This is a genomic window from Vibrio scophthalmi LMG 19158, assembly GCF_000222585.1.
Lineage (GTDB): Bacteria > Pseudomonadota > Gammaproteobacteria > Enterobacterales > Vibrionaceae > Vibrio > Vibrio scophthalmi.
The window spans coordinates 76,608-100,160 of the sequence record NZ_AFWE01000040.1; the positions used below are offsets into that span (position 1 = coordinate 76,608).

Below are 23,553 nucleotides of genomic sequence, written 5' to 3' on the forward strand. Positions count from 1 at the left end.
GTGATAACTCCTCGTAGCATTGTGTGGTGTTAAAAGAAAAGGGCGCCTGAGCGCCCTTAAAAATTATACATGGTTTGCGTCAAGCCAGTTGGCCATCGCAACAAACTGCTCTAGCGTTAGGTTTTCTGGACGCAATGCTGGATTGATGCCCAGCTCTTCTAGAGTTTCAACCTCTATCAGGCCTTTATAGCAGTTGCGAATGGTCTTACGGCGTTGGTTAAAGCCTTCGCGACATACGCGCTCAAGCCATTTTAGGCTTGTTGTTGGGTGAGGCAGTACTTCATATGGCATTAAGCGTACCACGGCAGAGTCCACTTTTGGTGGCGGAACAAATGCGGTTGGTGGTACTTCAAGCACAGGCACGACTTTACAGAAGTATTGTGCCATTACGGTTAGACGGCCGTATGCTTTGCTGCCTGGGCCTGCTGCTAAACGGTTAACCACCTCTTTTTGCAACATGAAGTGCATGTCTTGAATGTCCGCGTGGAATTCAAACAGGTGGAACATCAATGGTGTTGAGATGTTGTACGGCAGGTTACCAAAAATACGTAGCTTATTGTTTGGTTTTACCAGCTGTGCGAAGTCGAAGCGCATTGCATCGCCTTCGTGAATCGTTAGCTTGTCTGCCAGTTCTGGGTGGTTACGCAGACGCTCAGCAAGATCGCGGTCAAGTTCGATAACAGTAAATTTATCGACTTCGCGACCGACAGGTTCTGTGATAGCACCAAGGCCAGGACCGATCTCTACTAGGTTTTGACCTGGTAGTGGATTGATGGCAGAAACGATACCATCAATGATATAAGGATCGTTTAGGAAGTTTTGACCAAAACGTTTACGCGCTTTGTGCCCTAAATGGACATCATTTCTCATTGTTTCTTCTCTACTAAATCTATTGCATGCGTCAGCGCTGTTCGGAAGCTCCCTGTGTCCGCAAGACCGGTTCCTGCTAGGTCAAGAGCTGTTCCGTGATCAACCGATGTTCTTATAAAGGGTAGACCAAGTGTAATATTAACTGAACGTCCAAATCCTTTGTATTTCAGGACTGGCAATACTTGGTCATGGTACATACCCAATACCGCATCGGCATCTTGTAAGTATTTCTCATTGAAGATGGTATCGGCGGGAAGTGGACCTATCAGGTTTATTCCTTTCTGAGCTTTAATCCGCTCTAGGGTAGGAGTGATAGTTTCAATTTCTTCTCGACCTAAGCAGCCATCTTCTCCTGCGTGAGGATTAAGCCCGCAAACATAGATGTTTGGCTGACGAATAGCAAATTTTTCTACTAAATCACGATGTAAAATATCAATGATTTTTTCCAATCGCTCCTCAGTAACGGCTTTCGAAACGTAGGCGAGTGGGATATGTGTCGTTACTAAAGCAACGCGCAGCCCTTCTGTTGCCAGCATCATTACCACTAAAGGGGTGTTCGACTTTTCGGCAAAAAATTCAGTATGACCACTAAACGCAACGCCTGCTCTATTGATCACGCCTTTATGTACTGGGCCAGTCACTACCGCATCAAACTCATGGTTCATACAGCCTACGGCTGCACGCTCTAATGTGTTGAGCACATAGTGGCCATTCGCTTCATCAAGTTTACCGGCAACAACAGCTTGCTCGGTGGCAATATGATCAACAATCAAACAACCTGCTTGCTGTGGTGATGCAGGAAGGGTGGCATCGTAATCTTGTAGTGTCACATCAATGCCGAGCAGTTGAGCGCGCTCGGCGAGCATTGTTTTGTCTGCACAGACCACAATTTGATGATCCCAGCTCTCTTTTGAAAGTGCTAAGACTAAATCTGGGCCAATGCCTGCAGGTTCACCTGCGGTGACAACAATGCGCTTAATTGACATTACGTTGATCCTTGACCATTTCAACGTAAGCACCGGCACGCAATTCTTGTACCCATGCACTGGCTTCTTCGTTGAATTTACGATTGAACAAAATACGGTAAGCCTTGTTCTTCATTGCCGAATCGGTGCGGTCTACTTCGCGACGATCCAGTACTTCAACAATATGCCAGCCGTGTACCGTTTTAAATGGTGCGCTAATTTGGCCAACCGCTAGAGTGTCCACTTGGTGCTTAAATTCTGGCACGTAGAGATCAGAGGTTTGGTAGCCAAGTTCACCATTTTGAGCTGCTGAGCCAGGATCTTGACTGTATTGTTGAGCAAGTTCTGCAAACGTTGCTTCGCCTGCATTAATTTGGCGAATAAATTCATTTAACTGCTTTTGAACACCGTCATCACTTAAGATTACTGTCGGCTTAATCAAAATATGACGCGCATTGATTTCTGTTACCGCGACAGTTTCAAGACCTTTAACATCTTCTAATTTTAGAATATGGAAGCCAGCACCACTGCGGAATGGGCCGATAACGGTGCCTTTATTTTGCAGTTTGATTTGATCAGCAAAGATGGTTGGCATCTCTTCTTTACGCATCCAACCCCAATCGCCACCTTGTAGCGCTTTCGGCCCTTTTGAATAGGCGTAAGCAAGCTTTGCAAAATCTTCACCATTATTGAGTTTTTCAACCAGCTCTTTTGCTTGTGCTTCGACTTGTGATTTGTCATCACCATCGTTGACACGCAATTGAATGTGGCCAATTTTGTACTGCACGGTCGCACTGGTCTCTTGCGCTAACACTTCCGCGAGGTTTTCAACTTCTGCTGGTAAAATATTGATGCGGCGACGAACTAATGCATTACGTGCTTCGCTGGCTGCGATCTCATTGCGAACTTGTTCTCGAAACTCAGGGTAGCTAATGCCTTGAGCGGTAATTGCAGCGCTGAGTTGCTCAACTGTCTGATTGTTTCTTTCTGCGATATCAGCAATGGCATCGTTTAAACGATTGTCATCAATACGTACACCAATACGCTCAGCTTCTTGCTGCTGAAGGTTTTCTAGGATCAATTTTTCTTTTACTTGCTCAACCAATACATCTTCACTTGGCAGCGCTTGGCCATTTTCTAATGCGTTAAACTTGAGTGTTTTAACCGCAGTATTAATATCGCTATCAAGAATCACCCCCTCGTTAACGATAATCGCGACTTTATCCATTTCAACCATCTCGGCAGAAGCCGTTCCGATATGGCATGCCGCTACCAGGGTAAGCAGCGTGTATTTCCAAATTTTCATCAATAACCCTTTAAATAGATGTTTGGCCAGCCACTTAGGCTGGCTAAAAAAATTAGTTGTTTAAGTAGAATGGGCGACCGTAGCCAAGCGAGTTGCTTGTTCCGTCTAAACCTGCATCGCCAGAGCCGGCGCCGATATTGGTACCAAAACCAATGATGCCGAAGTTAAGGCTAAAATTATTTTCATAGACAGGTGTTGAATTAGGATAATTCGCAAATCCACCGTTTGAACCATCGTCGGCATTCCAGCTACGTAGCTGATTACTATAAGTAAAACCAATATACCAACAGTCATCGATATAGTTTAAACGTGCTAACCACTCAAGTGATTGCTCGGTCGTTAGATCATAGAAATATTGCGCACTGGCGTTCCAATTACGTGAAAGAGTATAGCCCGCCAATACACCTGCTTGAGAAATGCCTTCTTGAGTGATGCTATCTGACACAAAATCAACGGTTTGTTCAATATATTCTTTAGTCACATAGCGATAGTTACCTTGAATGTAACCGCCGTTGAAGCGGTATTCTAAGGTGCTGTTCCCTAGCTGCATTTCGCTGGAATCAATATCGTACTGAATACCGCCGTGATAGAACAAGTAGTCATTAAAATTGAAGTCCATCTCGATAGCCCAAGCAGAGTAGTTGGTTGATTTATCGTCTAATGATGTTTCGCCAGGATCTGACGATTCCGTATTTTTTACCGATTTATCCAAATAGAAAATTTGCCCGAATGAAATGTTCAAGCGTTCCTTATATTGGTCATCAAAGAAACGGGTTGAGGCGCCATAACTGAATTGGTTAGCCGGCGCGATTCTGTCGACGCCACTGTATTTACGACTACGGAATAGACCATAGTAATCGGTCTGTAAAAGCGTCGTGTCATAGAGGTAAATGTCATTTTGATTTTCATTTGGGACATATAGGTATTGTACTTGTGGTTCAAGTGTTTGAGTGTAGCCACCTAAAACGTAGGTATCACGTTCCAGTACAATACCTGCATGGGAGCGAAATTCAGGTATAACACGTGTAACATTTTCTTTTAAATCGAATCCATCAAACTGAGGCGCTGTTAAATTAAGGCCATTTAGATCTTGTTGATAGTAGGTGCCTAACAGGCGAGCTTCAGTGGTCCATGTGCCCCAAGTCGTGCCAATCGGAATCGTCAGGCCTGGTTCAATATGTACGCGAGTTGCTGAGGGTTTATTAGTCGCATCGGTATCGAAGTGCGAAATACTACTCACCATATCAAAGTCTAGATATGGGGTTAACTCAGGGGCGTAGTAATTAAACTTCATCTGTGGCAATAAACGATAAGGTAAATTACCTGACGTGGTGAGTACTTGAAAATCACGTGCTAGCAGTGAAGCATCCCAGTTTTGACTGCGGTAGGTGACTTGACCTTCTTGGATCAGTTGCCCATCTTCGCGATTACCGATACCAGAATCAACATCAGAGAAGTAACTGATATCACTGACTTTTGAATAATCAATATCGAATTTCCACGCTTGGTCATAAATACCACTGTGGGTATATTGGAAGCCCCAGCGGTCACCTTTATCTGGGAATTTCTCCTCAGGGTATTTTTTATCGTTAGGTAGATACTCTGACTCGATTTGCCCCTGACCAAAATCAGTCAAGTAGCGGAAATTACTATTCAGTTGAGTGCCGCGTTTTTGCATGTACTTGATGGTGGTTTCGAGATCGTAGTTAGGCGCTAAGTTCCAATAAATTGGCACTTCCATCTCGAAGCCATCACTCGAACCGTAAGACACGGTTGGGTATAAAAAGCCGGTTTTACGCGTATCACCAATCGGCACGGTTAAGAATGGCAGGTAGAAAACCGGTACGCTTTGAATTTCAAAACGTGGGTTGTAAAACGTTGCTTCTTCATCGTTTTGGTCGATGTCAATGCTGGATGCCACCATGCGCCAAGAGTTATCGCCTTCTGGACATGAGGTGATTGAACCATCTTCAATTTCGTATAGTGCTTTGCCTGTTTTTGCTACGTATACCGCTTCACCACGGCCTGGTTCGCACAGAAATTGGTATTTGGTATTATTGAGTTCAACATGCTCTGTATTGAGATGATTAACGGCTTTGTCAGAAATGGTTTTTACTTCACCATCACTGAACATCACGTTACCTTCCGCAACGACGACGTTCTCTTTCTGATGCAGAGTGACATTATCAGCCTGCATGCGCTTTTTGCCTTGAACGACAATCACGTTACCGCTATAAGTAGCTTTATCGCCATTAATGCCTTCTAAGCTATCCGCTTCGACGTTGATTGGTTGTTGAGTTGGATTTTCGGCATCAGGTTGATTGATCAAACATTGATCTATAGCAGGTAGTTCCTGCACACTATCGTCAACTAGTGCTTCACTAGCTTGAATCTGTGGTGTAAACACTGCAGCGCTAATTGAAGCGGCAAGTAACGATCGGGGAAAACGTGGCATCGAGTTTTACTATCCTGTTTAACTAGACAAATTCGGCTAATATATCCCGATATCTTCACGCTGAGCCGAGTATCTCAGGGTTACTTGGGGACTAACGACCGAATTAAGAAATAAAACGGTCTTTATCATAAAGGAATTTAACTCATCCGGCACTATCAGACCGCGTAACGATGAAAAAATTCAGAGATTGAGAGCACATAATGCATATTTTTGGCAAAATTCTTGGCACTTTTTTTGGCTTTATGTTCGGCGGGCCACTAGGTGCGCTATTTGGCCTATTTTTGGGGCATCAGTTTGATAAAGCTCGCCGCTTAAGTCAGGCGGGTTTTAACTCTTCACCTTTTGGCGGAGGCCCAAGCCAAGCACAAAAACAAGAAGAGTTTTTTAAAGCGGCTTTTGCCGTGATGGGACATGTAGCGAAAGCGAAAGGGCAAGTGACTCGTGAAGAGATCCAACTTGCCAGTACCATGATGGAGCGAATGAACTTGCATGGTGCACAACGCACCGCCGCACAGGAAGCGTTTCGCGATGGTAAAGCTTCAGATTTTCCTCTAAACGAAGTTCTGAACCGAGTTAAGATCTCATCAGGTGGACGGTTTGATCTGCTGCAGTTCTTTTTAGAGCTGCAAATCTCAGCCGCTTTTGCTGATGGTGATTTGCATCCGAGTGAGCGTGATGTTTTACACCGCATCGCCGAAAAGCTGGGCTTCTCTGCTCAGCAACTTGAGCAGCGTTTACGCATGCAAGAAGCGGCCTTCCGTTTTCAACGTGGCGGCGGCTTTAATGGACATTCTGCAGGTGGACAGCAATCGGGTTCGTGGCAGCAAGCTTCTTCAGCAAGTCAGGTGAGTGATGCCTATGATGTGCTGGGTGTGGGTGCAGATGCGGATGCGAAGTCGGTGAAACGTGCTTACCGTAAATTGATGAATGAGCATCACCCAGATAAGTTGATGGCCAAAGGTTTGCCACCGGAAATGATGAATGTTGCGAAAGAAAAATCGCAAGAGATTCAAAATGCCTATGATTTGATCAAAAAGGCCAAAGGATTTAAATAGCCTTTAAATTAGCGCAAGATAATTCAAACACCAAAAACAAAGGCGAGCATGAGCTCGCCTTTTTAATTGTTCTGATTTGCTAGGACTATTTGCGTACCGCAATCGCTTCGATTTCAATACCCACATCTTTTGGTAGGCGAGCAACTTCAACGCATGAACGAGCAGGGTAATTCGCAACGTTATGCTCATCAAAGAACTTACCGTACACTTCGTTAACAGTGCCGAAATCGTTGAGATCTTTTACAAATACCGTCATTTTTACGATGTCAGTGACGCTAAGGCCTGAAGCTTCAACAACCGCTTTTACGTTCTCTAGAGATTGGCGTGCTTGTACTGCGATATCAGCAGATACTTCACCAGTCACAGGGTTTACTGGGATCTGGCCTGAAGTTAGAACCATATTGCCTAGGTCTACACCTTGTACGTATGGGCCAATTGCTGCTGGAGCAGATTCTGTGTGAAGTACTTTAGTCATGAGGTTTTCCAATCAATTCACTGAAACAAAGAACGTCAGTGTGCCTGTATTCAGAAACTAGGTAAAGATCAAAATACCCCGCCAAGGCGGGGTATTGGTGTCGTTCAGCATTAGACCATGCTGTTTAGAGCCTTGGTTTTAGCCTAACGTTCTGTGACGATTTCTCTTGAGAACACTTTCTCACAATATTTGCATTTCAAGCGAACATCATTGTTTTTAGCAAACACTTTAAAGCTGCTATCAACGGGCTCACCATGGGTAATACAGTTACTGTTTGGACACTCAAAAACGCCAGTCACTTGCTCAGGAAGCTCTAATGCGAGCTTTTTCACTACTTGGTAGTTTTCGATTTGATTGACGGTTGCATGCGGAGCGTAAAGCGCTAGCTTGCTCGCTTGTTCTTCGCTGACAAAGACATTTTCAATCTTGATCAGATCTTTATGACCAAGTGCTGAAGAGGGTAAGTTTAGGCCAACAGTAACGCGTTGATTACTTTTGTGCATGCTAAACAGTTTGAGTACTTTAATGCCGATTTGAGCCGGAATATGGTCAATCACCGTGCCGTTTTTAATTGCTTCAACCTGCAATTGAGTTTCTTTAGTCATGATGCTTGCTCCTCGATTACAGGGTTTGGTTAAGGACTAGTGCTAGCAATGCTTGACGTGCATAGACGCCATTTTCTGCTTGCTGAAAATAGTAGGCATGTGGGGTTTTATCTACATCGGTGGTGATTTCATCCACACGTGGTAATGGATGTAGCACTTTTAGATTTTCACGAGCGCCTTCTAACAAAGCGGCTGTTAGGATGTATGCTGATTTGATGTGCACATATTCAGAGGCGTCAAAGCGCTCTTTTTGTACCCGTGTCATGTAAAGAATATCCAGCTCAGGGATCACGCTTTCCATATCGGTGTGCAGGCTATATTGAATGCCTGCTTCATCGAGTTCTTCACAAATATAATCAGGCATTGCCAGTGCATCAGGCGCGACAAAGAAAAAGCGGATGTTGTTGAACTTCGCGAGTGCTTGAGTCAGTGAGTGAACCGTACGACCATATTTAAGGTCGCCGACAAAGGCGACATTGAGGTTGTCTAAGCGGCCTTGTGTTTCTGCAATGGTGTAGAGATCAAGCAAGGTTTGAGTTGGGTGTTGGTTGGCCCCATCTCCAGCATTGATAATTGGCACGCCATTGGAGAACTCAGCCGCTAGGCGAGCAGCACCTTCACGAGGGTGACGCATAACAAAAGCATCGACATAGGTAGAGATGACTTGAATCGAGTCTGCAAGCGTTTCCCCTTTATTGGCTAAAGAAGTATTACCGGCATTATCAAAACCAATCACATCACCACCAACACGTTGAATGGCGGTTTCAAAAGAGAGGCGAGTTCGGGTTGAAGGCTCAAAAAAACAACTCGCGACGACCTTATTTTTGATCAGATCTGGGTTAGGTTCTGCTTTCAGTTGCCCTGCGGTTTGGACTATTAATTCGAGCTCTGCACGGGATAGCTCTGGAATCGAAATGATATGCTTGTTGTAAAGCGTGTTGGTCATAATCGTCATCCCTATCTGATGAAAGAATAAAATTTTAGGCAATAAAAAAGCCTCCCAATAGGGGAGGCTTTAAAAAGAGGAGGAAGCTGTAAAATAAACAGCCAGTAAGCAATGTTGCTTACGCGATGTTGCGCGCGATTGGCTGCGCATCACAGTGCAAATGTTACGTGGCATGATTACAACCTCCAGACAAATTGCCGAGCATTATACGCGGTAGAAATGGAAGCGCAAGCGATTACCTAGCGGTTTTTTTGTGCAAAACAGTAAGTAACTTAATGACCTAGGGTTGCCACCATCACAGCTTTGATTGTATGGAGTCGGTTTTCCGCTTCATCAAAAACAATAGAATGAGATGATTCAAACACCTCTTCTGTTACTTCTAAGCCTTTCATGCCGTATTTTTCAGCCACTTGCTTACCGATTGTAGTTTCATCGTTATGGAAGGCCGGCAAGCAGTGCATAAATTTGGCTTGTGGGTTACCGGTTTTTTTCATTACTTCCATATTAATTTGGTAAGGGGTCATTAGTGCTACGCGCTCATCCCATGCTTCTGCAGGTTCCCCCATTGATACCCAAACATCGGTGTAAAGGAAATCACAGCCTTTTACGCCTTCATCGACATTTTCAGTTAAAGTGATTTTTGCGCCGGTTTGTTGAGCGATCTCTTGGCAAGTGGCGACAAGGTGCGCCTCTGGCCAAAATTGCTTTGGTGCCACTAGGCGGATATCCATACCCATTTTAGCGGCGCCAACCATTAAGGAATTGCCCATGTTGTTGCGCGCATCGCCCAAATAAGCAAAAGTCATTTGATTGAGTTGCTTCCCTTGACCATGCTCGAGCATGGTTAGGAAATCGGCGAGAATTTGGGTTGGATGGAATTCATCTGTAAGGCCATTCCATACAGGCACTCCTGCGAACTCAGCCAATTCTTCAACAATCGTCTGACCAAAACCACGATATTCAATGCCATCGTACATACGGCCAAGTACACGAGCGGTATCTTTCATCGATTCTTTATGGCCAATTTGCGAACCTGAAGGGCCAATATAAGAAACTTGCGCTCCTTGATCGAAGGCGGCTACTTCAAAAGCACAGCGGGTTCGTGTGGAGGCTTTCTCAAAGATCAGGGCGATGTTTTTCCCCTGTAGCCTTTTTTGTTCAGTGCCACAGTATTTGGCTTTTTTTAGATCTGCCGAGAGGTCGAGTAGGAACTGAATCTCTTTAGGAGAGAAGTCGAGTAATTTAACAAAATTACGATTACGAAGATTGAACGCCATGCTCTAGTCCTTGAGGGTGAAGATTACTGAATGACAGTAAAACATAAAAACTCACAAAAAGTGAATAATTATTTTAAATTAAAGGCGAGTTAGTCAAATTAACTCGCCTGTTATGGCGTTATGATTTGACTACAAATTCTCTTCAGCGTATTCCGCTAAACGGCTGCGTACGACGCCATTAAGATGGATATTAGCGCTCCCTTCGAAGTTTTTAAATCGTTCGACCATATAAGTGAGCCCAGACGTGACCGGGGTCAGATAGTGAGAGTCGATTTGCGCAAGGTTGCCAGAACACACAATTTTTGTGCCTTCACCGCAACGAGTGATGATGGTTTTAATTTGTGAAGCGGTGAGGTTTTGGCACTCATCGAGCAGCACAAAAGCATTTTGAATCGACCGACCTCGCATGAAGTTGATTGATTTAAATTGAATGTTAGCTTTATCGCAGATGTATTTGAGCGATCCCTCAGTGCAGTGATCGTTTTTGTGCAGAGCTTCGAGTGTGTCTGTTACCGCCGCTAACCAGGGCAACATTTTCTCCTCTTCACTACCGGGCAAATAGCCAATCGATTCTCCAATATCAGGGGTATTTCGAGTGACGATGATCTTATCGAATTTTTTGTGTTCGATGGTTTGCTCTAGTGCCGAAGCAAGCGCGATGAGCGTTTTACCACTGCCGGCTGCGCCAGTCAGAATGACTAAATCAATTTCCGGATCGAGCAGTGCATCGAGTGCCATTGCTTGATAGATATTTTTCGGCGTAATGTCCCAAGCTCGGCGATGCATTAATCGTTCACGACTGAGATCTTTAAGGGTTAGGTTATCGGGTTCAATTTGTGCCACCCGACCAACAAAGTCACTTTCTTCATCGATGATATATTGGTTGAGATAAGTCGGGTCAAAAGGTTCTTTCGCTAAGGTGTGATAGGTTTTTCCGGCGAGATTCTGACTATCCACTTGATCAACTTGTGCCCAAAAATCGCCTTCGATGGTTTGAAACCCCTTGGTAAGGTATTGCACATCATCAATCAATTGATCGGTGCGGTAATCTTCAACAAATCGAACTCCCGCTCCTTTAGCGCGCAGGCGCATATTGATATCTTTGGTCACTAGAATGACTTCGCGTGGAGCTCGTTTATTTTGCAAGTACAACACTGCGTTAAGAATGCGGTTATCTCCGGCTTTGTCCGCAAAAGCCTTGATGGTTTCTTGCAATTCAAAGTCAGCTAAAATCGCAATATGTCCAGCATTCTCCTTGTCGCGATTAATTGGAATGCCGGCAGAAATCTCATCGGGCGTCGCCTCTTTAAATAGCGCCTCTAAAGCGCGAATGGCTACTCTAGCATCGCGTGCGACATCGCGTTTACTGTCTTTAATTCGGTCGAGTTCTTCTAATACGGTCATCGGAATGACGACGTCGTGCTCTTGAAAGGAATAGATGGCGAAAGGTTCATGAAGAAGGATATTGGTATCGAGTACAAAAAATTTTCTGTCCGTATCACCCATAAGCGTCTCCTGCCGCATGCGGCACAATGCTCACTGCTGTGAGGCTGACTGATGCCAATCATAATAAGTACGTTGAACCGTTTTTCCCGGTCACTGACTTGCCACGATTGGTATTAACTGTTTGCTTTAGGCGGTTGATTGAGCTGTGTATCTAAAGCAAACCCATGTTGATCGTCCTAAGCACACAAGGCTGCCACGCCTTGTGCTATTAAAAGTATAGGCAATCATCCTTTTCTTTTGTGCCACGGGTTTCTTACACTTTGATGTCAAGCGAAAGTACAGCAAAAAATCACGACGAAATGTGGGGTAGGCACGTGACCAATGTCACAGCTTCGAGTAATATTAGCGACCTTTTTCTACGCTATTGCTGAATGGTATTTTCTATCATCAGCCGCCTTTGAATTGGCGTAAGAAGAGCTAAAATATACTCAAGTCACTTCGAACTCATCCTTTGAGGAGCGGTTATAGGCTCAGCTTCAGTGCGATATTTTTCGTACGCTGAAATCGGTGATAAGACTCTCAACTCTACATCTTGAAGTCACTTGAATATAAATAATAAATTTATGAAATGAGGTAGTCGATACATGACATTTGCTTTGGGCCAACGTTGGATCAGCGATACGGAAAGTGATCTTGGTTTAGGAACCGTAGTGGCATTGGATGCTCGTACAGTGACAGTAATGTTTGCTGCTTCAGAAGAAAACCGTGTCTACGCCCGTAGCGAAGCGCCTGTCACTCGCGTGACATTTAACGTTGGTGATGTGATTGAAAGCCAAGAAGGTTGGTCACTACAAGTTGAGCAAGTTATCGAGAATCAAGGTATTTATACCTATATCGGCACTCGTGAAGATAGCGGCGAGCAAGAAATCACACTACGTGAAATCATGCTTAGCAATCAAATTCGTTTTAACAAACCGCAAGATAAATTGTTTGCCGGTCAGATCGATCGTATGGACAACTTTGTTTTGCGTTACCGCGCGCTAAAAAATCAATACGAGCAACATAAAAGCCCAATGCGTGGCTTATGTGGTATGCGTGCAGGTCTAATTCCTCATCAGCTATATATTGCTCATGAAGTTGGTCGTCGTCATGCGCCACGCGTTTTGCTGGCTGATGAAGTTGGCCTAGGTAAAACCATCGAAGCGGGCATGATCATTCACCAGCAAGTGCTGGCAGGTCGTGCTGAGCGTATTCTGATTGTGGTACCAGAAACGCTACAACATCAGTGGTTAGTGGAAATGATGCGCCGTTTTAATCTGCATTTTTCTATTTTTGATGAAGAGCGCTGTATTGAAGCTTTTGCTGATGCAGAAAACCCATTTGATACCCAGCAATATGTTTTATGTTCACTCGATTTCCTACGTAAGAGCCGTAAGCGCTTTGAACAAGCGGTTGAAGGTGAATGGGATCTGTTAGTGGTCGATGAAGCGCATCACCTAGAGTGGAGCCAAGACAAACCAAGCCGTGAATACCAAGTGGTTGAAGGGCTGGCAGAGCGCACGCCGGGCGTCCTATTGCTAACCGCCACGCCTGAGCAGTTAGGCCGCGAGAGTCACTTTGCTCGTCTACGTTTATTGGATTCTGACCGCTTCTACGATTACCAAGCGTTTGTGGAAGAAGAGGAGCAATACGCACCAGTGGCGGATTCTGTTAGCGCGCTATTCTCAGGCCAAGCATTGCCTGATGACGCTAAAAATCAAATTACCGAACTGTTATCTGAGCAAGATGTAGAGCCGTTGTTCCGCATTATTGAGAGCAACAGCGATGAAGCAGAGAAAGCGAGCGCACGCCAAGAGTTGATTGACAACTTGATGGATCGCCATGGTACGGGGCGCGTTTTATTCCGTAACACTCGTGCGGCGATCAAAGGTTTCCCTAAGCGTAATGTTAACCTTCTGCCAATGGCGATCCCGCAGCAATACACCACCTCAATGCGTGTAGCAGGTTTGATTGGCGGCAAGATGAGCCCAGAAGCTCGTGCGTTGAAAAACTTGTACCCAGAAGAGATTTTCCAAGAGTTTGAAGGGGAAGATTCAAGCTGGTGGCAATTCGATTCTCGTGTGAACTGGTTGTTGGAAAAAATTAAAGATAAGCGTGCAGAGAAGATTCTGGTAATTGCTTCTCGTGCCAGCACGGCTCTGCAACTAGAGCAAGCCTTGCGCGAGCGTGAAGGCATCCGTGCTACCGTATTCCACGAAGGCATGTCGATCCTTGAGCGTGATAAAGCCGCGGCTTACTTTGCACAAGAAGAGGGCGGTGCACAGGTCTTGATCTGTAGTGAAATTGGCTCTGAAGGTCGTAACTTCCAATTTGCCAACCAGCTGGTGATGTTCGATCTACCGTTCAACCCTGATTTGTTGGAACAGCGTATTGGTCGTTTGGATCGTATTGGTCAAAATCGTGATATTGATATTCATGTGCCATACCTTGAAGGAACATCGCAAGCGATCCTTGCTCGCTGGTTCGATGAAGGCCTAAATGCTTTTGCTGAAACCTGCCCAACAGGACGTGCTGTGTATGACCGTTTCTCAGATGATTTGATTAACATCCTCGCTTCAGGCACTAGCGAAGGACTTGAAGAAGTGATTGACGCTTCAGCTAAGATGAACAAAGAGCTGAAAGCACAACTTGAACAAGGTCGTGACCGTCTACTTGAAATGCATTCTAATGGCGGTGAGCGCGCGCAAGAAATCGTTGAGAAAATCTCAGCAACTGATGGTGATACCAACCTCGTCACGTTCGCTTTAAGCCTGTTTGATACCATTGGCCTGAACCAAGATGACAAAGGTGAAAACGCACTGGTTGTGACACCATCTGAACACATGATGGTACCAAGCTACCCAGGCTTGCCTTACGAAGGTGCGACGATTACTTTTGATCGTGATACGGCGCTTTCTCGTGAAGATATGCACTTTATCAGTTGGGAGCACCCAATGATCCAAGGTGGTATTGACCTATTGATGAGCGAAGGCGTGGGCACTGCGGCGGTATCATTACTGAAGAACAAAGCACTACCCGTTGGTACTATGTTGCTTGAGTTGGTTTACAGCGTTGATGCACAGGCACCGAAACGTAGCGGTATCAGTCGCTTCTTACCTAAAACACCGATTCGTGTGATGTTGGATGGTAAAGGTAACGATCTGTCTGAGCAGGTAGAGTTTGAAAGTTTTAACCGTCAATTGAGCCCAATTGGTCGTCATATCGCGGCGAAATTGGTGACATCAGTGCAAGGTCAAGTACATCAACTGATCAGCGCCGGAGACGCCTTAGTGGTGAGCAAAGTTGACGTTATTCGTCAGCAAGCAGAAAAAGAGATGCAAGCGAGCTTGAATGCTGAACTTGAACGTCTGCAAGCATTGAAAGCGGTTAACCCGAACATTCGTGATGAAGAGATCGATGCGATTGATGCGCAAATCAAAGAACTGACTGGTTACATTAGCAAGGCTCAGTATCAACTAGATTCGCTGCGTATGATTGTGGTGTCTCACCAGTAATCGAGATTTAAATAAATACAAAGGCCTTCATTGCGAAGGCCTTTTTTGTGCCAAACTGAATCTGATTAGTCATTAATTCGCTATTAAATACATCGACGGTTTGATGCGAAAACGCAACAAAACAAAGTGTTATTTTTTCACTGAAGGAGAGCCATTTTATTAGCGTAAAACTAATGATTAGGTTGTTCTGCATTTCACGCTGAGTTGTGGTTATAATCAGCGCGAAATTTTAGCTTAGAGAAAAATTATGGCCATGCTGGAGTACAACCCACCACGAGACCCGTGGGTTGAAATTGTGTTTGAAGATGAACATATCTTAGCAGTGAACAAGCCGTCGGGATTGTTATCCGTGCCTGGCCGTTTGCCTGAGCACCACGACAGCACATGGAGCCGAGTACAAGAAACTCATCCAGAAGCACAAATCGTCCATCGTTTAGATATGGATACGTCAGGGCTAATGGTGTTAGCGAAGAACAAACGTGCTGAGAGCGCACTGAAAAAACAATTTCAATATCGCTTAACCCATAAGGTTTACTATGCGCGCGTTTGGGGACATGTAGAGCAAGAAGAGGGTGAAATCGATCTACCCTTGATTTGTGATTGGCCAAATCGCCCAAGACAAATGGTATGTCATGAAACGGGTAAACCGTCAAAAACTCTGTTCCAAGTGGCTAAGCGTGAAGAGAAAACGACCATTGTTCGTTTATTACCGATAACGGGACGCTCGCATCAACTGCGTGTGCACATGCAAGCGTTAGGTCATCCGATTGTTGGTGATGAATTTTATTCCGAAGGCGAGGCTTTCACTTGCTCTGATCGCTTGGCACTGCATGCGGCTGAACTAAGTTTTTATCATCCTAAGAGTGATTGGCTGCGTAGTATTTTTGTTCCTTGTGACTTTTATCCTGAAGCGGAAGAGATGATCTTTACCTATTTCGATCCTGTGCGAAAATTGCCAGATTATAAAAAACTGCCTAAGCCATAGCGTTGCAATTCAACGTTAAACCTCCCTTTACGGTTAGGTAGTGTAAGGAGAATCTATGTCGCTACCTACCGTTGTCTTTCTTGATCGTTCGACCATTCCCGCTCACATTGAATTTCCCCTTCTGCCTTTTGAGCATCAATGGATCGAATACGATACCACTGAGCCGCAGCAAGTCGTTGAACGTCTCAGCCAAGCACAGATTGTGATTAGTAACAAAGTTGTGTTGGACGAGGCGATTTTGTCTCAGCTTCCCAAGTTGGAACTGATAGCGGTGTGTGCCACTGGCTACAACAATGTTGATACACGCTATTGTCAGCAGCAGGGCATTGCTGTCGCCAATGTACGTGGTTATGCCACTCAATCGGTCCCTGAACATGTGATCGCGCTGATGTTTGCTCTTAGGCGCAATTTACGTGGTTATCACAATGACATTGTTGCGGGTGAATGGCAGCGGGAAAAGCAGTTCTGTTTCTTCACTCATCCGATTGGCGATATTGCTGGGGCAACCTTGGGGATCATTGGCAGCGGTGAGCTCGGTCAGGCTACCGCCGCACTGGCTAAAGCCTTAGGCATGCAGGTTGTGTTTGCTGAGCGTAAAGGCGCGACAGAGTGTCGAGAGGGATATGTGCCATTTGAACAGCTATTAATGATGGCTGACGTGATCAGTTTGCATTGCCCACTGAATGATGAAACACGCAATTTGATTGGCGCTGCTGAGTTGCAGCAAATGAAGCCTAGCGCCATTTTAATTAATACTGGCCGTGGCGGATTAGTGGATGAGCAGGCTCTGGTGGAGGCATTGAAAACTCAGCGTATAGGCGCGGCAGGGGTTGATGTCTTTAGCCAAGAACCGGCCGATGAAACGAACCCTTTGATCGTTAATGCAGGGTTAGCCAACTTGCTGTTGACTCCGCATGTGGCATGGGGCAGTGATTCTGCAATCCAACGGTTGGTAGAAATTTTGCTGGATAATATTCGTGCTTATGTCGACGGAGAGTCGCAAAATCGCGTGGTTTGATTTTTACCGATTGAATGTCTTGAATGATAGAAACAAAAAGACCGGTCAGTGACCGGTCTTTTTTAACTTACAACGCAGTAGAGAAACGAATTATAGCGCAGCGATAGTCGCTTTTTGCTCTTCCAGTTTCACTAGCATTTCTTTGTAACCGTCTAGCTTCTCACGCTCTTTTGCGATAACCGCTTCAGGTGCTTTAGCAACGAAACCTTCGTTACCTAGCTTGCCTTCGATACGCTTGATTTCGCCGTGAGTCTTAGCGACTTCTTTATCAAGACGAGCAAGCTCTGCATCTTTATCGATTAGACCCGCCATTGGGATCATTAGCTCTGATTTGCCAACCAACTTAGTTGCACAAGCAGGAGTTTCTTCGCCCGTTGCCAGTACTTTAATCTCATCGAGTTTTGCTAGAGAGGTTAGTACGATCTTGTTCGCTTCTAGGCGCGCGGCATCTTTTTCATCTGCCACTTTGATCATCACTTCTAGGCCTTGGCTTGGAGCGATGTCGTATTCTGCGCGTAGGTTACGGATAGCGGTGATGAAAGTTTTCACCCACTCGATATCAGCAACAATTTCTGCGTCGAAGTTGTCTGCATTAAACTGAGGCAGTGCTTGAGTCATAATTGTCTCACCTTCAACACCGTCAATCAGCGGCTTAACGCTTTGCCAGATTGATTCAGTGATGTAAGGAATCACTGGGTGAGCAAGACGAAGTGTCTTCTCTAGAACAGTGATTAGCGTGTAACGCGTTGCTTGTTGCTGCGCTTCAGTGCCTTTCCATAGAACCGGTTTAGTTAGCTCTAGATACCAGTCACAGAATTGGTTCCAGATGAATTCGTACAGCGTGTTTGCCGCCATATCTAGACGGTAGTTGTCTAGGTGAGCGTTAAACTCTTTCGCTGCGATTTCAAACTGAGATTCAATCCATTTGTCTGCCAGTGAGAATTCCATGTTAGTGCGATCAGCAGGTGCTAGAGACATGCCACAATCGTGTTCTTCGGTATTCATCAGCACGTAACGGCTTGCGTTCCATAGCTTGTTACAGAAGTTACGGTAACCTTCTAGGCGCTTCATGTCCCAGTTGATATCACGACCGGTTGATGCCATTGCTGCAAGCGTGAAACGCAATGCATCTGTACCGTATGGTTCGATGCCGTTTTCAAATGTCTTACGCGTAGCTTTTTCGATCTTCTTCGCTAGTTGAGGCTGCATCATGTTGCCACAACGCTTTTCTACTAGCTCTTCAAGGCCGATACCATCGATCATATCGATAGGGTCAAGTACGTTACCTTTCGATTTCGACATCTTGTCGCCGTTTTCATCACGGATTAGACCGGTTACGTAAACGGTTTTGAATGGTACTTGTGCTTTACCATTTTCATCTTTGTTGAAGTGCATGGTCATCATGATCATACGTGCAACCCAGAAGAAGATGATGTCAAAACCAGTAACCAGCACATCTGAAGGGTGGAAAGTTTTCAGATCTTCAGTTTGCTCTGGCCAGCCTTGTGTGCCGAACGTCCATAGAGCAGAAGAGAACCATGTATCCAGTACATCGTCGTCTTGGCGTAGAACGATAACAGGCGCAAGGTTGTTGTTCGCACGTACTTCTTCTTCAGTGCGGCCTACATAAACTTTACCCTCGTTATCGTACCATGCTGGAATGCGGTGACCCCACCAAAGTTGACGCGAGATACACCAGTCTTGAATGTCACGCATCCAAGAGAAGTACATGTTTTCGTACTGCTTAGGAACGAACTGGATATCGCCATTTTCAACTGCTTTCACAGCCGGCTCTGCCAGCGGTGCTGCGCGAACGTACCATTGGTCAGTCAGCATTGGTTCAATAACCACGCCACCACGGTCACCGTAAGGAACGGTTAGGTCGTGATCTTTGATTTCTTCTAGTAGACCAAGCTCTTCAAATTCTGCAACGATCGCTTTACGTGCTGCAAAGCGCTCCATACCTTGGTATTTCGCTGGTAGTTCAGATGAATACGCATCGCTTGCTTCACCGTTAGTGGTGAACACTTCTGCAGCATCACGAATATCAGCATTGAAGGTTAGGATGTTGATCATCGGTAGGCTATGACGTTTACCTACTTCGTAGTCGTTAAAGTCGTGTGCAGGGGTAATCTTCACACAACCTGTACCTTTTTCCATATCCGCGTGTTCATCGCCAACGATAGGGATTAGGCGGTTAACGATAGGCAGTAGAATCTCTTTACCGATCAGATCTTGGTAACGAGGATCTTCTGGGTTTACCGCAACACCAGTATCACCCAGCATGGTTTCAGGACGTGTCGTTGCAACAACGATGTAGTCTTTACCATCAGCGGTTTTAACGCCGTTTGCGAGTGGGTAACGGAAGTGCCACATGAAGCCTTTTTTGTCTTTGTTTTCTACTTCAAGATCAGAAATTGCTGTGTGCAATTTTGGATCCCAGTTCACTAGACGTTTGCCACGATAAATTAGATCGTCTTCATATAGACGAACGAACACTTCTTGCACGGCATTTGATAGGCCGTCATCCATGGTGAAACGTTCACGATCCCAGTCTACCGATGCGCCAAGGCGACGAAGCTGCTTAGTGATGGTTCCACCAGATTCGTTTTTCCATTCCCAGATTTTGTCGATGAAAGCATCACGACCGTAATCGTGTTTAGTTTTGCCTTCTTCTGCTGCGATCTTACGCTCAACAACCATCTGAGTTGCGATACCAGCGTGGTCAGTACCCACTTGCCAAAGGGTGTTTTTACCCTTCATACGCTCAGCACGGATTAAGGTATCCATGATGGTGTCTTGGAACGCGTGGCCCATGTGTAGGCTACCAGTGACGTTCGGTGGCGGGATCATGATGCTGTAAGCTTCTTTTGAAGTGTCACCGTGTGGCTTAAAGTAGCCTTTCTCTTCCCAAGCTTGGTATAAAGCTTGTTCGATTGAAGTTGGGTTGTATGTCTTTTCCATAGCGCTCTTTCACCTCGTCATATTTGGGCTGATAACGGCTTAACTGTACGCGCAAATATCAATCACATACTGATGTATGTTTATCAACTTACGCATGAGTTGTCTTGCTTTAAGCCCAACTATTTAGAGGACTGGTTCTGGTTAATCATGGTCAATTCTTATAAGTGAACTCTCTGGTAGGAGAGCTTAACTATAAGGATTGACCGCTAGTTGTGTTCGATCTCGATCGTTTGCAGTTGATAACCTGCTTGTCGGTAGATTTTATATCTTTCTCTTGCGAGCTGCTTAGCTTTTTCTTCGCAAGGCACGAAGTCTACCACCTCAGCAAACTTGTTCGCAAAGGTTGTCTCATTTTCCGCCAAATTTATTACCAGTTGGCGGTTCCAGCTTGGCTTCAGTGCCTGATGGCCAATTTCAATATTGGTCCCATACTTTGGCCCTTCGCCGACTAAATTGTGGCCGATATAGTGCTCAGGTTCGACTTGCCAGAATAATTCTGCCAGCTTTTCTGCTTGTTGTTTATCTTGGCTGTTGAGGTATACCTTAGCGCCTTGCTTGGCAAAATGCTGAGCAAGAAACACCACATAGCCGAGAAAGCCAGACTCATTTGCATGCGGGCTATCTGCTTTGATGATGTAAAAAGTTGCATTGGCCATAGTGATGAATTCCGTCTATTGCTGTCCAACTAAGTTTAGGTGGTAGGCAATCTGCTCGGTGCTAGCTAGGTTACCGTTTTAACTCGTGAGAGCACATTTGAGTAATGTTTCTACTCGATATCGAACAATAAAAAAGGGCCTTGCGGCCCTTTTCACTATTTTGAGGTTTGTTCCTCAGCGTCTTGGCCACTACGATTGAGTAGGAATTGGACAAGCATTGAGACCGGACGACCGGTAGAACCTTTCGCTGCACCCGATTTCCACGCAGTACCTGCGATATCAATGTGGGCCCAGTTGTACTTCTTAGTAAATTTAGACAAGAAGCAACCTGCAGTGATCGTACCGCCAGGGCGGCCGCCGATATTTGCCATATCAGCAAACGGGCTCTTCAACTGTTCATGGTACTCGTCTGCCATTGGTAGACGCCATGCACGGTCACTGGCTTGTTCTGAAGCATTCACTAATTCATGAGACAGTGGATTGTGGTTTGATAGTACACCACTAATGTGGTGACCTAGTGCAATCACACATGCGCCAGTCAGAGTCGCGACGTCAACTACGCAATCTGGTTCAAAACGTTCAACATATGTTAGGGCATCACAAAGAACCAAGCGACCTTCAGCGTCGGTATTCAATACTTCAACCGTTTGGCCTGACATGGTGGTAAGAATGTCGCCAGGACGGTAAGCATTGCTGCCAGGCATGTTTTCACAGCCCGCCAAAATACCCACAACATTGATAGGCAGATTCAGTTTTGCTAGCGCTTTCATGGTACCGAATACCGATGCCGCGCCACACATATCGTATTTCATCTCATCCATGCCATCGCCTGGTTTTAGAGAAATACCGCCTGAATCGAAGGTTAAACCTTTACCTACAAGCACAATCGGTTTAGCTTCTGTGTTCGGATTGCCTTTGTACTCGATGATCGACATCATTGATTCGTTTTTCGAGCCGCGGCCAACCGCAAGGTATGACGTCATACCCAGTTTTTCCATCTCTTGCTCACCAATGATTTTGGTGGTGATTGACTCATAGTCATCAGCAAGGCGACGTGCTTGAGAAGCAAGGTACGCTGGGTTAGCGATGTTTGGTGGCATGTTGCCAAGATCTTTCGACGCTTTTACACCAGAAGCAATAGCAAGGCCATGGGAAATCGCACGTTCACCAAGGTTTAGTTCACGACGTGTTGGTACGTTGAAAACTAATTTACGTAGCGGGCGGCGCGTTTCTGGTTTAATTGTTTTAAACTGATCGAAGGTGTAAAGGCCGTCTTTAGTCGCTTCGACTGCTTGACGAACTTTCCAATAAGTATCGCGACCTTTAACATGCAACTCAGTTAAGAAGCACACTGCTTCCATTGAGCCAGTTTCATTTAGCGTGTTGATGGTCTTTTGGATAATTTCTTTGTATTGACGCTCGCCTAGCTCGCGTTCTTTACCGCAGCCTACGAGTAGTACGCGCTCTGAAAGTACACCAGGTACTTGATGCAAAAGCAGCATCTGACCAGGTTTTCCTTCAAGGTCACCACGACGAAGTAGTGAACTAATATAGCCGTCGCTAATTTTATCTAGCTGTTCGGCCACTGGAGAGAGGCGACGTGGTTCAAAGACGCCAACGACAATACAAGCGCTGCGCTGTTTCTCAGGGCTACCACTTTTAACACTGAACTCCATGAGTACTCCTACATCCTGAAGACAAATAGAACTAAATGTTAGATAATGCCCGCTTACTTGTTGATTCCTTAATCGGAACTACCTTTAAATAAGTGAGCTAACAGTTAGCTGAAAATTTCAAAAAAATAACGGGTTCAACGAGAAATTATAGTGATTCAATTAAAAAAACAAGTTTTGTATAGGTAATTTCAGCGTGATTATTGTTAGATATTTGATCCGCGAGACACTCAAAAGCCAATTTGCGATCTTTTTTATCCTTTTCTTGGTCTTTTTGAGCCAAAAATTGATTAGTGTACTAGCGGAAGCCTCAGACGGTGAAATACCGGCTGGTTTGGTGATGAGCTACGTTGGCCTTAGCATGCCTTCTATGGGCTTGTTAATGCTGCCACTCAGTCTCTTCTTGGGCATCTTGCTCACCTTTGGTCGTTTGTACGCGGAAAGTGAAATTACCGTAATGAATGCGACGGGGATCGGAAATAAATTCCTGATCCGTGCAGCATTGTATTTGGCGGTGATCACTGGTTTGGCAGCGGCGATTAATTCGTTTGTCTTATCGCCATATAGCCAAGAGAAACTCATTCAACTGCAAGAACAAGTTCAGGCAGAAAACAGTGTCGACTTGTTGAAGAAAGGTCATTTCCAAGGCACGCCGGATGGTTCATCGGTGGTGTTTATTGATGATATTCGAGACGATAAGCTCAGCAATGTTTTTATTGCTCAAATGCGCCCACGTGATTCTATTTTACCGAGTGTGTCGTTTTCTAAATCGGGCGAAGTAAAAGAGTTGAGTGATGGTCGCCAAGTCATTCGTATGTATGACGGTACTCGTTATGAAGGCGTGCCGACGCGTATTGATTACATGGTGACGAACTTTGAACAGTACCAAGGCGTCATTGGTCAAAGTGAAGTGAAGCGCAAAGGTCGTGATTGGGAAGCGATCCCAACGCTAGATTTAGTGGGTAATCCAAATCCGAAGGCGCAAGCTGAATTGCAATGGCGTATTTCGCTGGTGGTATGTATTCCATTGCTAACTATGCTGGTGGTGCCGCTTTCAGCGGTAAATCCACGTCAAGGCCGATTTGCGAAAATGGGCCCAGCTATTTTGACTTATTTAGCGTACTTCTTGGCGATTAGTGCTACGAAGTCAGCGTTAGAAGATGGCTCGATTCCGGCGTTTGTTGGCATGTGGCCAATCAATTTCGCGCTACTGGTGACGGCAATTGGTGTTAATTTAATGGACAGTATTCCAGTGCGTCGCTTTAAAGACAAATTGAGACAAAAGAAGAAGGCAGCATAAGTC

17 protein-coding genes are annotated in these 23,553 nt (G+C 45.3%); 5 read left to right on the plus strand and 12 right to left on the minus strand.

All coding sequences use genetic code 11. From position 1 onward, the window contains the following. Nucleotides 1-63: 63 nt before the first annotated feature. Genes rsmA through lptD form a run of 4 tightly spaced genes read right to left on the minus strand, consistent with a single transcriptional unit; the run spans nt 64 to nt 5,596 of the window. On the minus strand, nt 64-870 hold the full coding sequence (rsmA, locus tag RH88_RS02185; RefSeq protein WP_005593157.1) for a 16S rRNA (adenine(1518)-N(6)/adenine(1519)-N(6))-dimethyltransferase RsmA: 807 nt from the start codon (nt 868-870) through the stop codon (nt 64-66). Next, nucleotides 867-1,856: a 4-hydroxythreonine-4-phosphate dehydrogenase PdxA gene (gene pdxA / locus RH88_RS02190; RefSeq protein WP_005593158.1), complete on the minus strand. Its 990-nt coding sequence runs from the start codon at nt 1,854-1,856 to the stop codon at nt 867-869. Before pdxA ends, rsmA begins: the two co-directional genes overlap by 4 nt. Beyond that, the gene (gene surA / locus RH88_RS02195; protein WP_277422375.1) at nt 1,846-3,144 is read right to left on the minus strand and encodes a peptidylprolyl isomerase SurA; all 1,299 of its coding nucleotides are present in this window, start codon (nt 3,142-3,144) and stop codon (nt 1,846-1,848) included. The genes pdxA and surA overlap by 11 nt, the downstream gene beginning before the upstream one ends. A gap of 49 nt (nt 3,145-3,193) precedes the next feature. Beyond that, nucleotides 3,194-5,596: an LPS assembly protein LptD gene (gene lptD / locus RH88_RS02200; protein WP_005593160.1), complete on the minus strand. Its 2,403-nt coding sequence runs from the start codon at nt 5,594-5,596 to the stop codon at nt 3,194-3,196. A gap of 200 nt (nt 5,597-5,796) precedes the next feature. Here lptD and djlA point away from each other — a divergent pair, with 200 nt between their 5' ends. Beyond that, nucleotides 5,797-6,651, plus strand: coding sequence for a co-chaperone DjlA (gene djlA / locus RH88_RS02205; RefSeq protein WP_005593162.1), 855 nt, complete (start codon nt 5,797-5,799; stop codon nt 6,649-6,651). An 85-nt stretch (nt 6,652-6,736) separates the two neighbouring features. On the opposite strand, the gene RH88_RS02210 is transcribed toward djlA, so the two are convergent. The 5 genes from RH88_RS02210 to RH88_RS02230 all read right to left on the minus strand — a co-directional run bounded on the left by RH88_RS02210 (nt 6,737) and on the right by RH88_RS02230 (nt 11,460). After that, a complete protein-coding gene (locus RH88_RS02210) occupies nt 6,737-7,126 on the minus strand; it encodes a RidA family protein (RefSeq protein ID WP_005593163.1) in 390 nt (129 codons plus the stop codon). Nucleotides 7,127-7,269: 143 nt separating this feature from the next. Next, complete coding sequence (pyrI, locus tag RH88_RS02215; RefSeq protein ID WP_005593164.1) at nt 7,270-7,731, minus strand: aspartate carbamoyltransferase regulatory subunit; 462 nt, start codon at nt 7,729-7,731, stop codon at nt 7,270-7,272. Nucleotides 7,732-7,747: 16 nt separating this feature from the next. Further along, complete coding sequence (gene pyrB / locus RH88_RS02220; RefSeq protein ID WP_005593165.1) at nt 7,748-8,677, minus strand: aspartate carbamoyltransferase; 930 nt, start codon at nt 8,675-8,677, stop codon at nt 7,748-7,750. Nucleotides 8,678-8,949: 272 nt separating this feature from the next. Beyond that, the gene (locus RH88_RS02225; RefSeq protein WP_005593166.1) at nt 8,950-9,954 is read right to left on the minus strand and encodes an ornithine carbamoyltransferase; all 1,005 of its coding nucleotides are present in this window, start codon (nt 9,952-9,954) and stop codon (nt 8,950-8,952) included. A gap of 129 nt (nt 9,955-10,083) precedes the next feature. After that, nucleotides 10,084-11,460, minus strand: coding sequence for a PhoH family protein (locus RH88_RS02230; protein WP_005593167.1), 1,377 nt, complete (start codon nt 11,458-11,460; stop codon nt 10,084-10,086). Between the two features lie 584 nt (nt 11,461-12,044). Between RH88_RS02230 and rapA the strand changes: the two genes are divergently transcribed. The 3 genes from rapA to RH88_RS02250 all read left to right on the plus strand — a co-directional run bounded on the left by rapA (nt 12,045) and on the right by RH88_RS02250 (nt 16,957). Further along, nucleotides 12,045-14,954, plus strand: coding sequence for an RNA polymerase-associated protein RapA (gene rapA / locus RH88_RS02235; protein ID WP_005593168.1), 2,910 nt, complete (start codon nt 12,045-12,047; stop codon nt 14,952-14,954). Between the two features lie 247 nt (nt 14,955-15,201). Then, a complete protein-coding gene (rluA, locus tag RH88_RS02245; RefSeq protein ID WP_005593169.1) occupies nt 15,202-15,939 on the plus strand; it encodes a bifunctional tRNA pseudouridine(32) synthase/23S rRNA pseudouridine(746) synthase RluA in 738 nt (245 codons plus the stop codon). Between the two features lie 55 nt (nt 15,940-15,994). Then, nucleotides 15,995-16,957 (plus strand): D-2-hydroxyacid dehydrogenase, encoded by a 963-nt coding sequence (locus RH88_RS02250; protein ID WP_005593170.1) that lies wholly within the window; start codon nt 15,995-15,997, stop codon nt 16,955-16,957. A gap of 90 nt (nt 16,958-17,047) precedes the next feature. Here RH88_RS02250 and RH88_RS02255 read toward each other — a convergent pair whose 3' ends face one another. The 3 genes from RH88_RS02255 to pepA all read right to left on the minus strand — a co-directional run bounded on the left by RH88_RS02255 (nt 17,048) and on the right by pepA (nt 22,253). Next, nucleotides 17,048-19,921, minus strand: coding sequence for a valine--tRNA ligase (locus RH88_RS02255; protein WP_005593171.1), 2,874 nt, complete (start codon nt 19,919-19,921; stop codon nt 17,048-17,050). Between the two features lie 206 nt (nt 19,922-20,127). After that, complete coding sequence (locus tag RH88_RS02260) at nt 20,128-20,577, minus strand: DNA polymerase III subunit chi (protein ID WP_005593172.1); 450 nt, start codon at nt 20,575-20,577, stop codon at nt 20,128-20,130. Nucleotides 20,578-20,732: 155 nt separating this feature from the next. Next, the gene (gene pepA, locus RH88_RS02265; protein ID WP_005593175.1) at nt 20,733-22,253 is read right to left on the minus strand and encodes a leucyl aminopeptidase; all 1,521 of its coding nucleotides are present in this window, start codon (nt 22,251-22,253) and stop codon (nt 20,733-20,735) included. Nucleotides 22,254-22,446: 193 nt separating this feature from the next. Between pepA and lptF the strand changes: the two genes are divergently transcribed. Then, complete coding sequence (gene lptF / locus RH88_RS02270) at nt 22,447-23,550, plus strand: LPS export ABC transporter permease LptF (RefSeq protein WP_005593176.1); 1,104 nt, start codon at nt 22,447-22,449, stop codon at nt 23,548-23,550. Nucleotides 23,551-23,553: the final 3 nt, after the last annotated feature.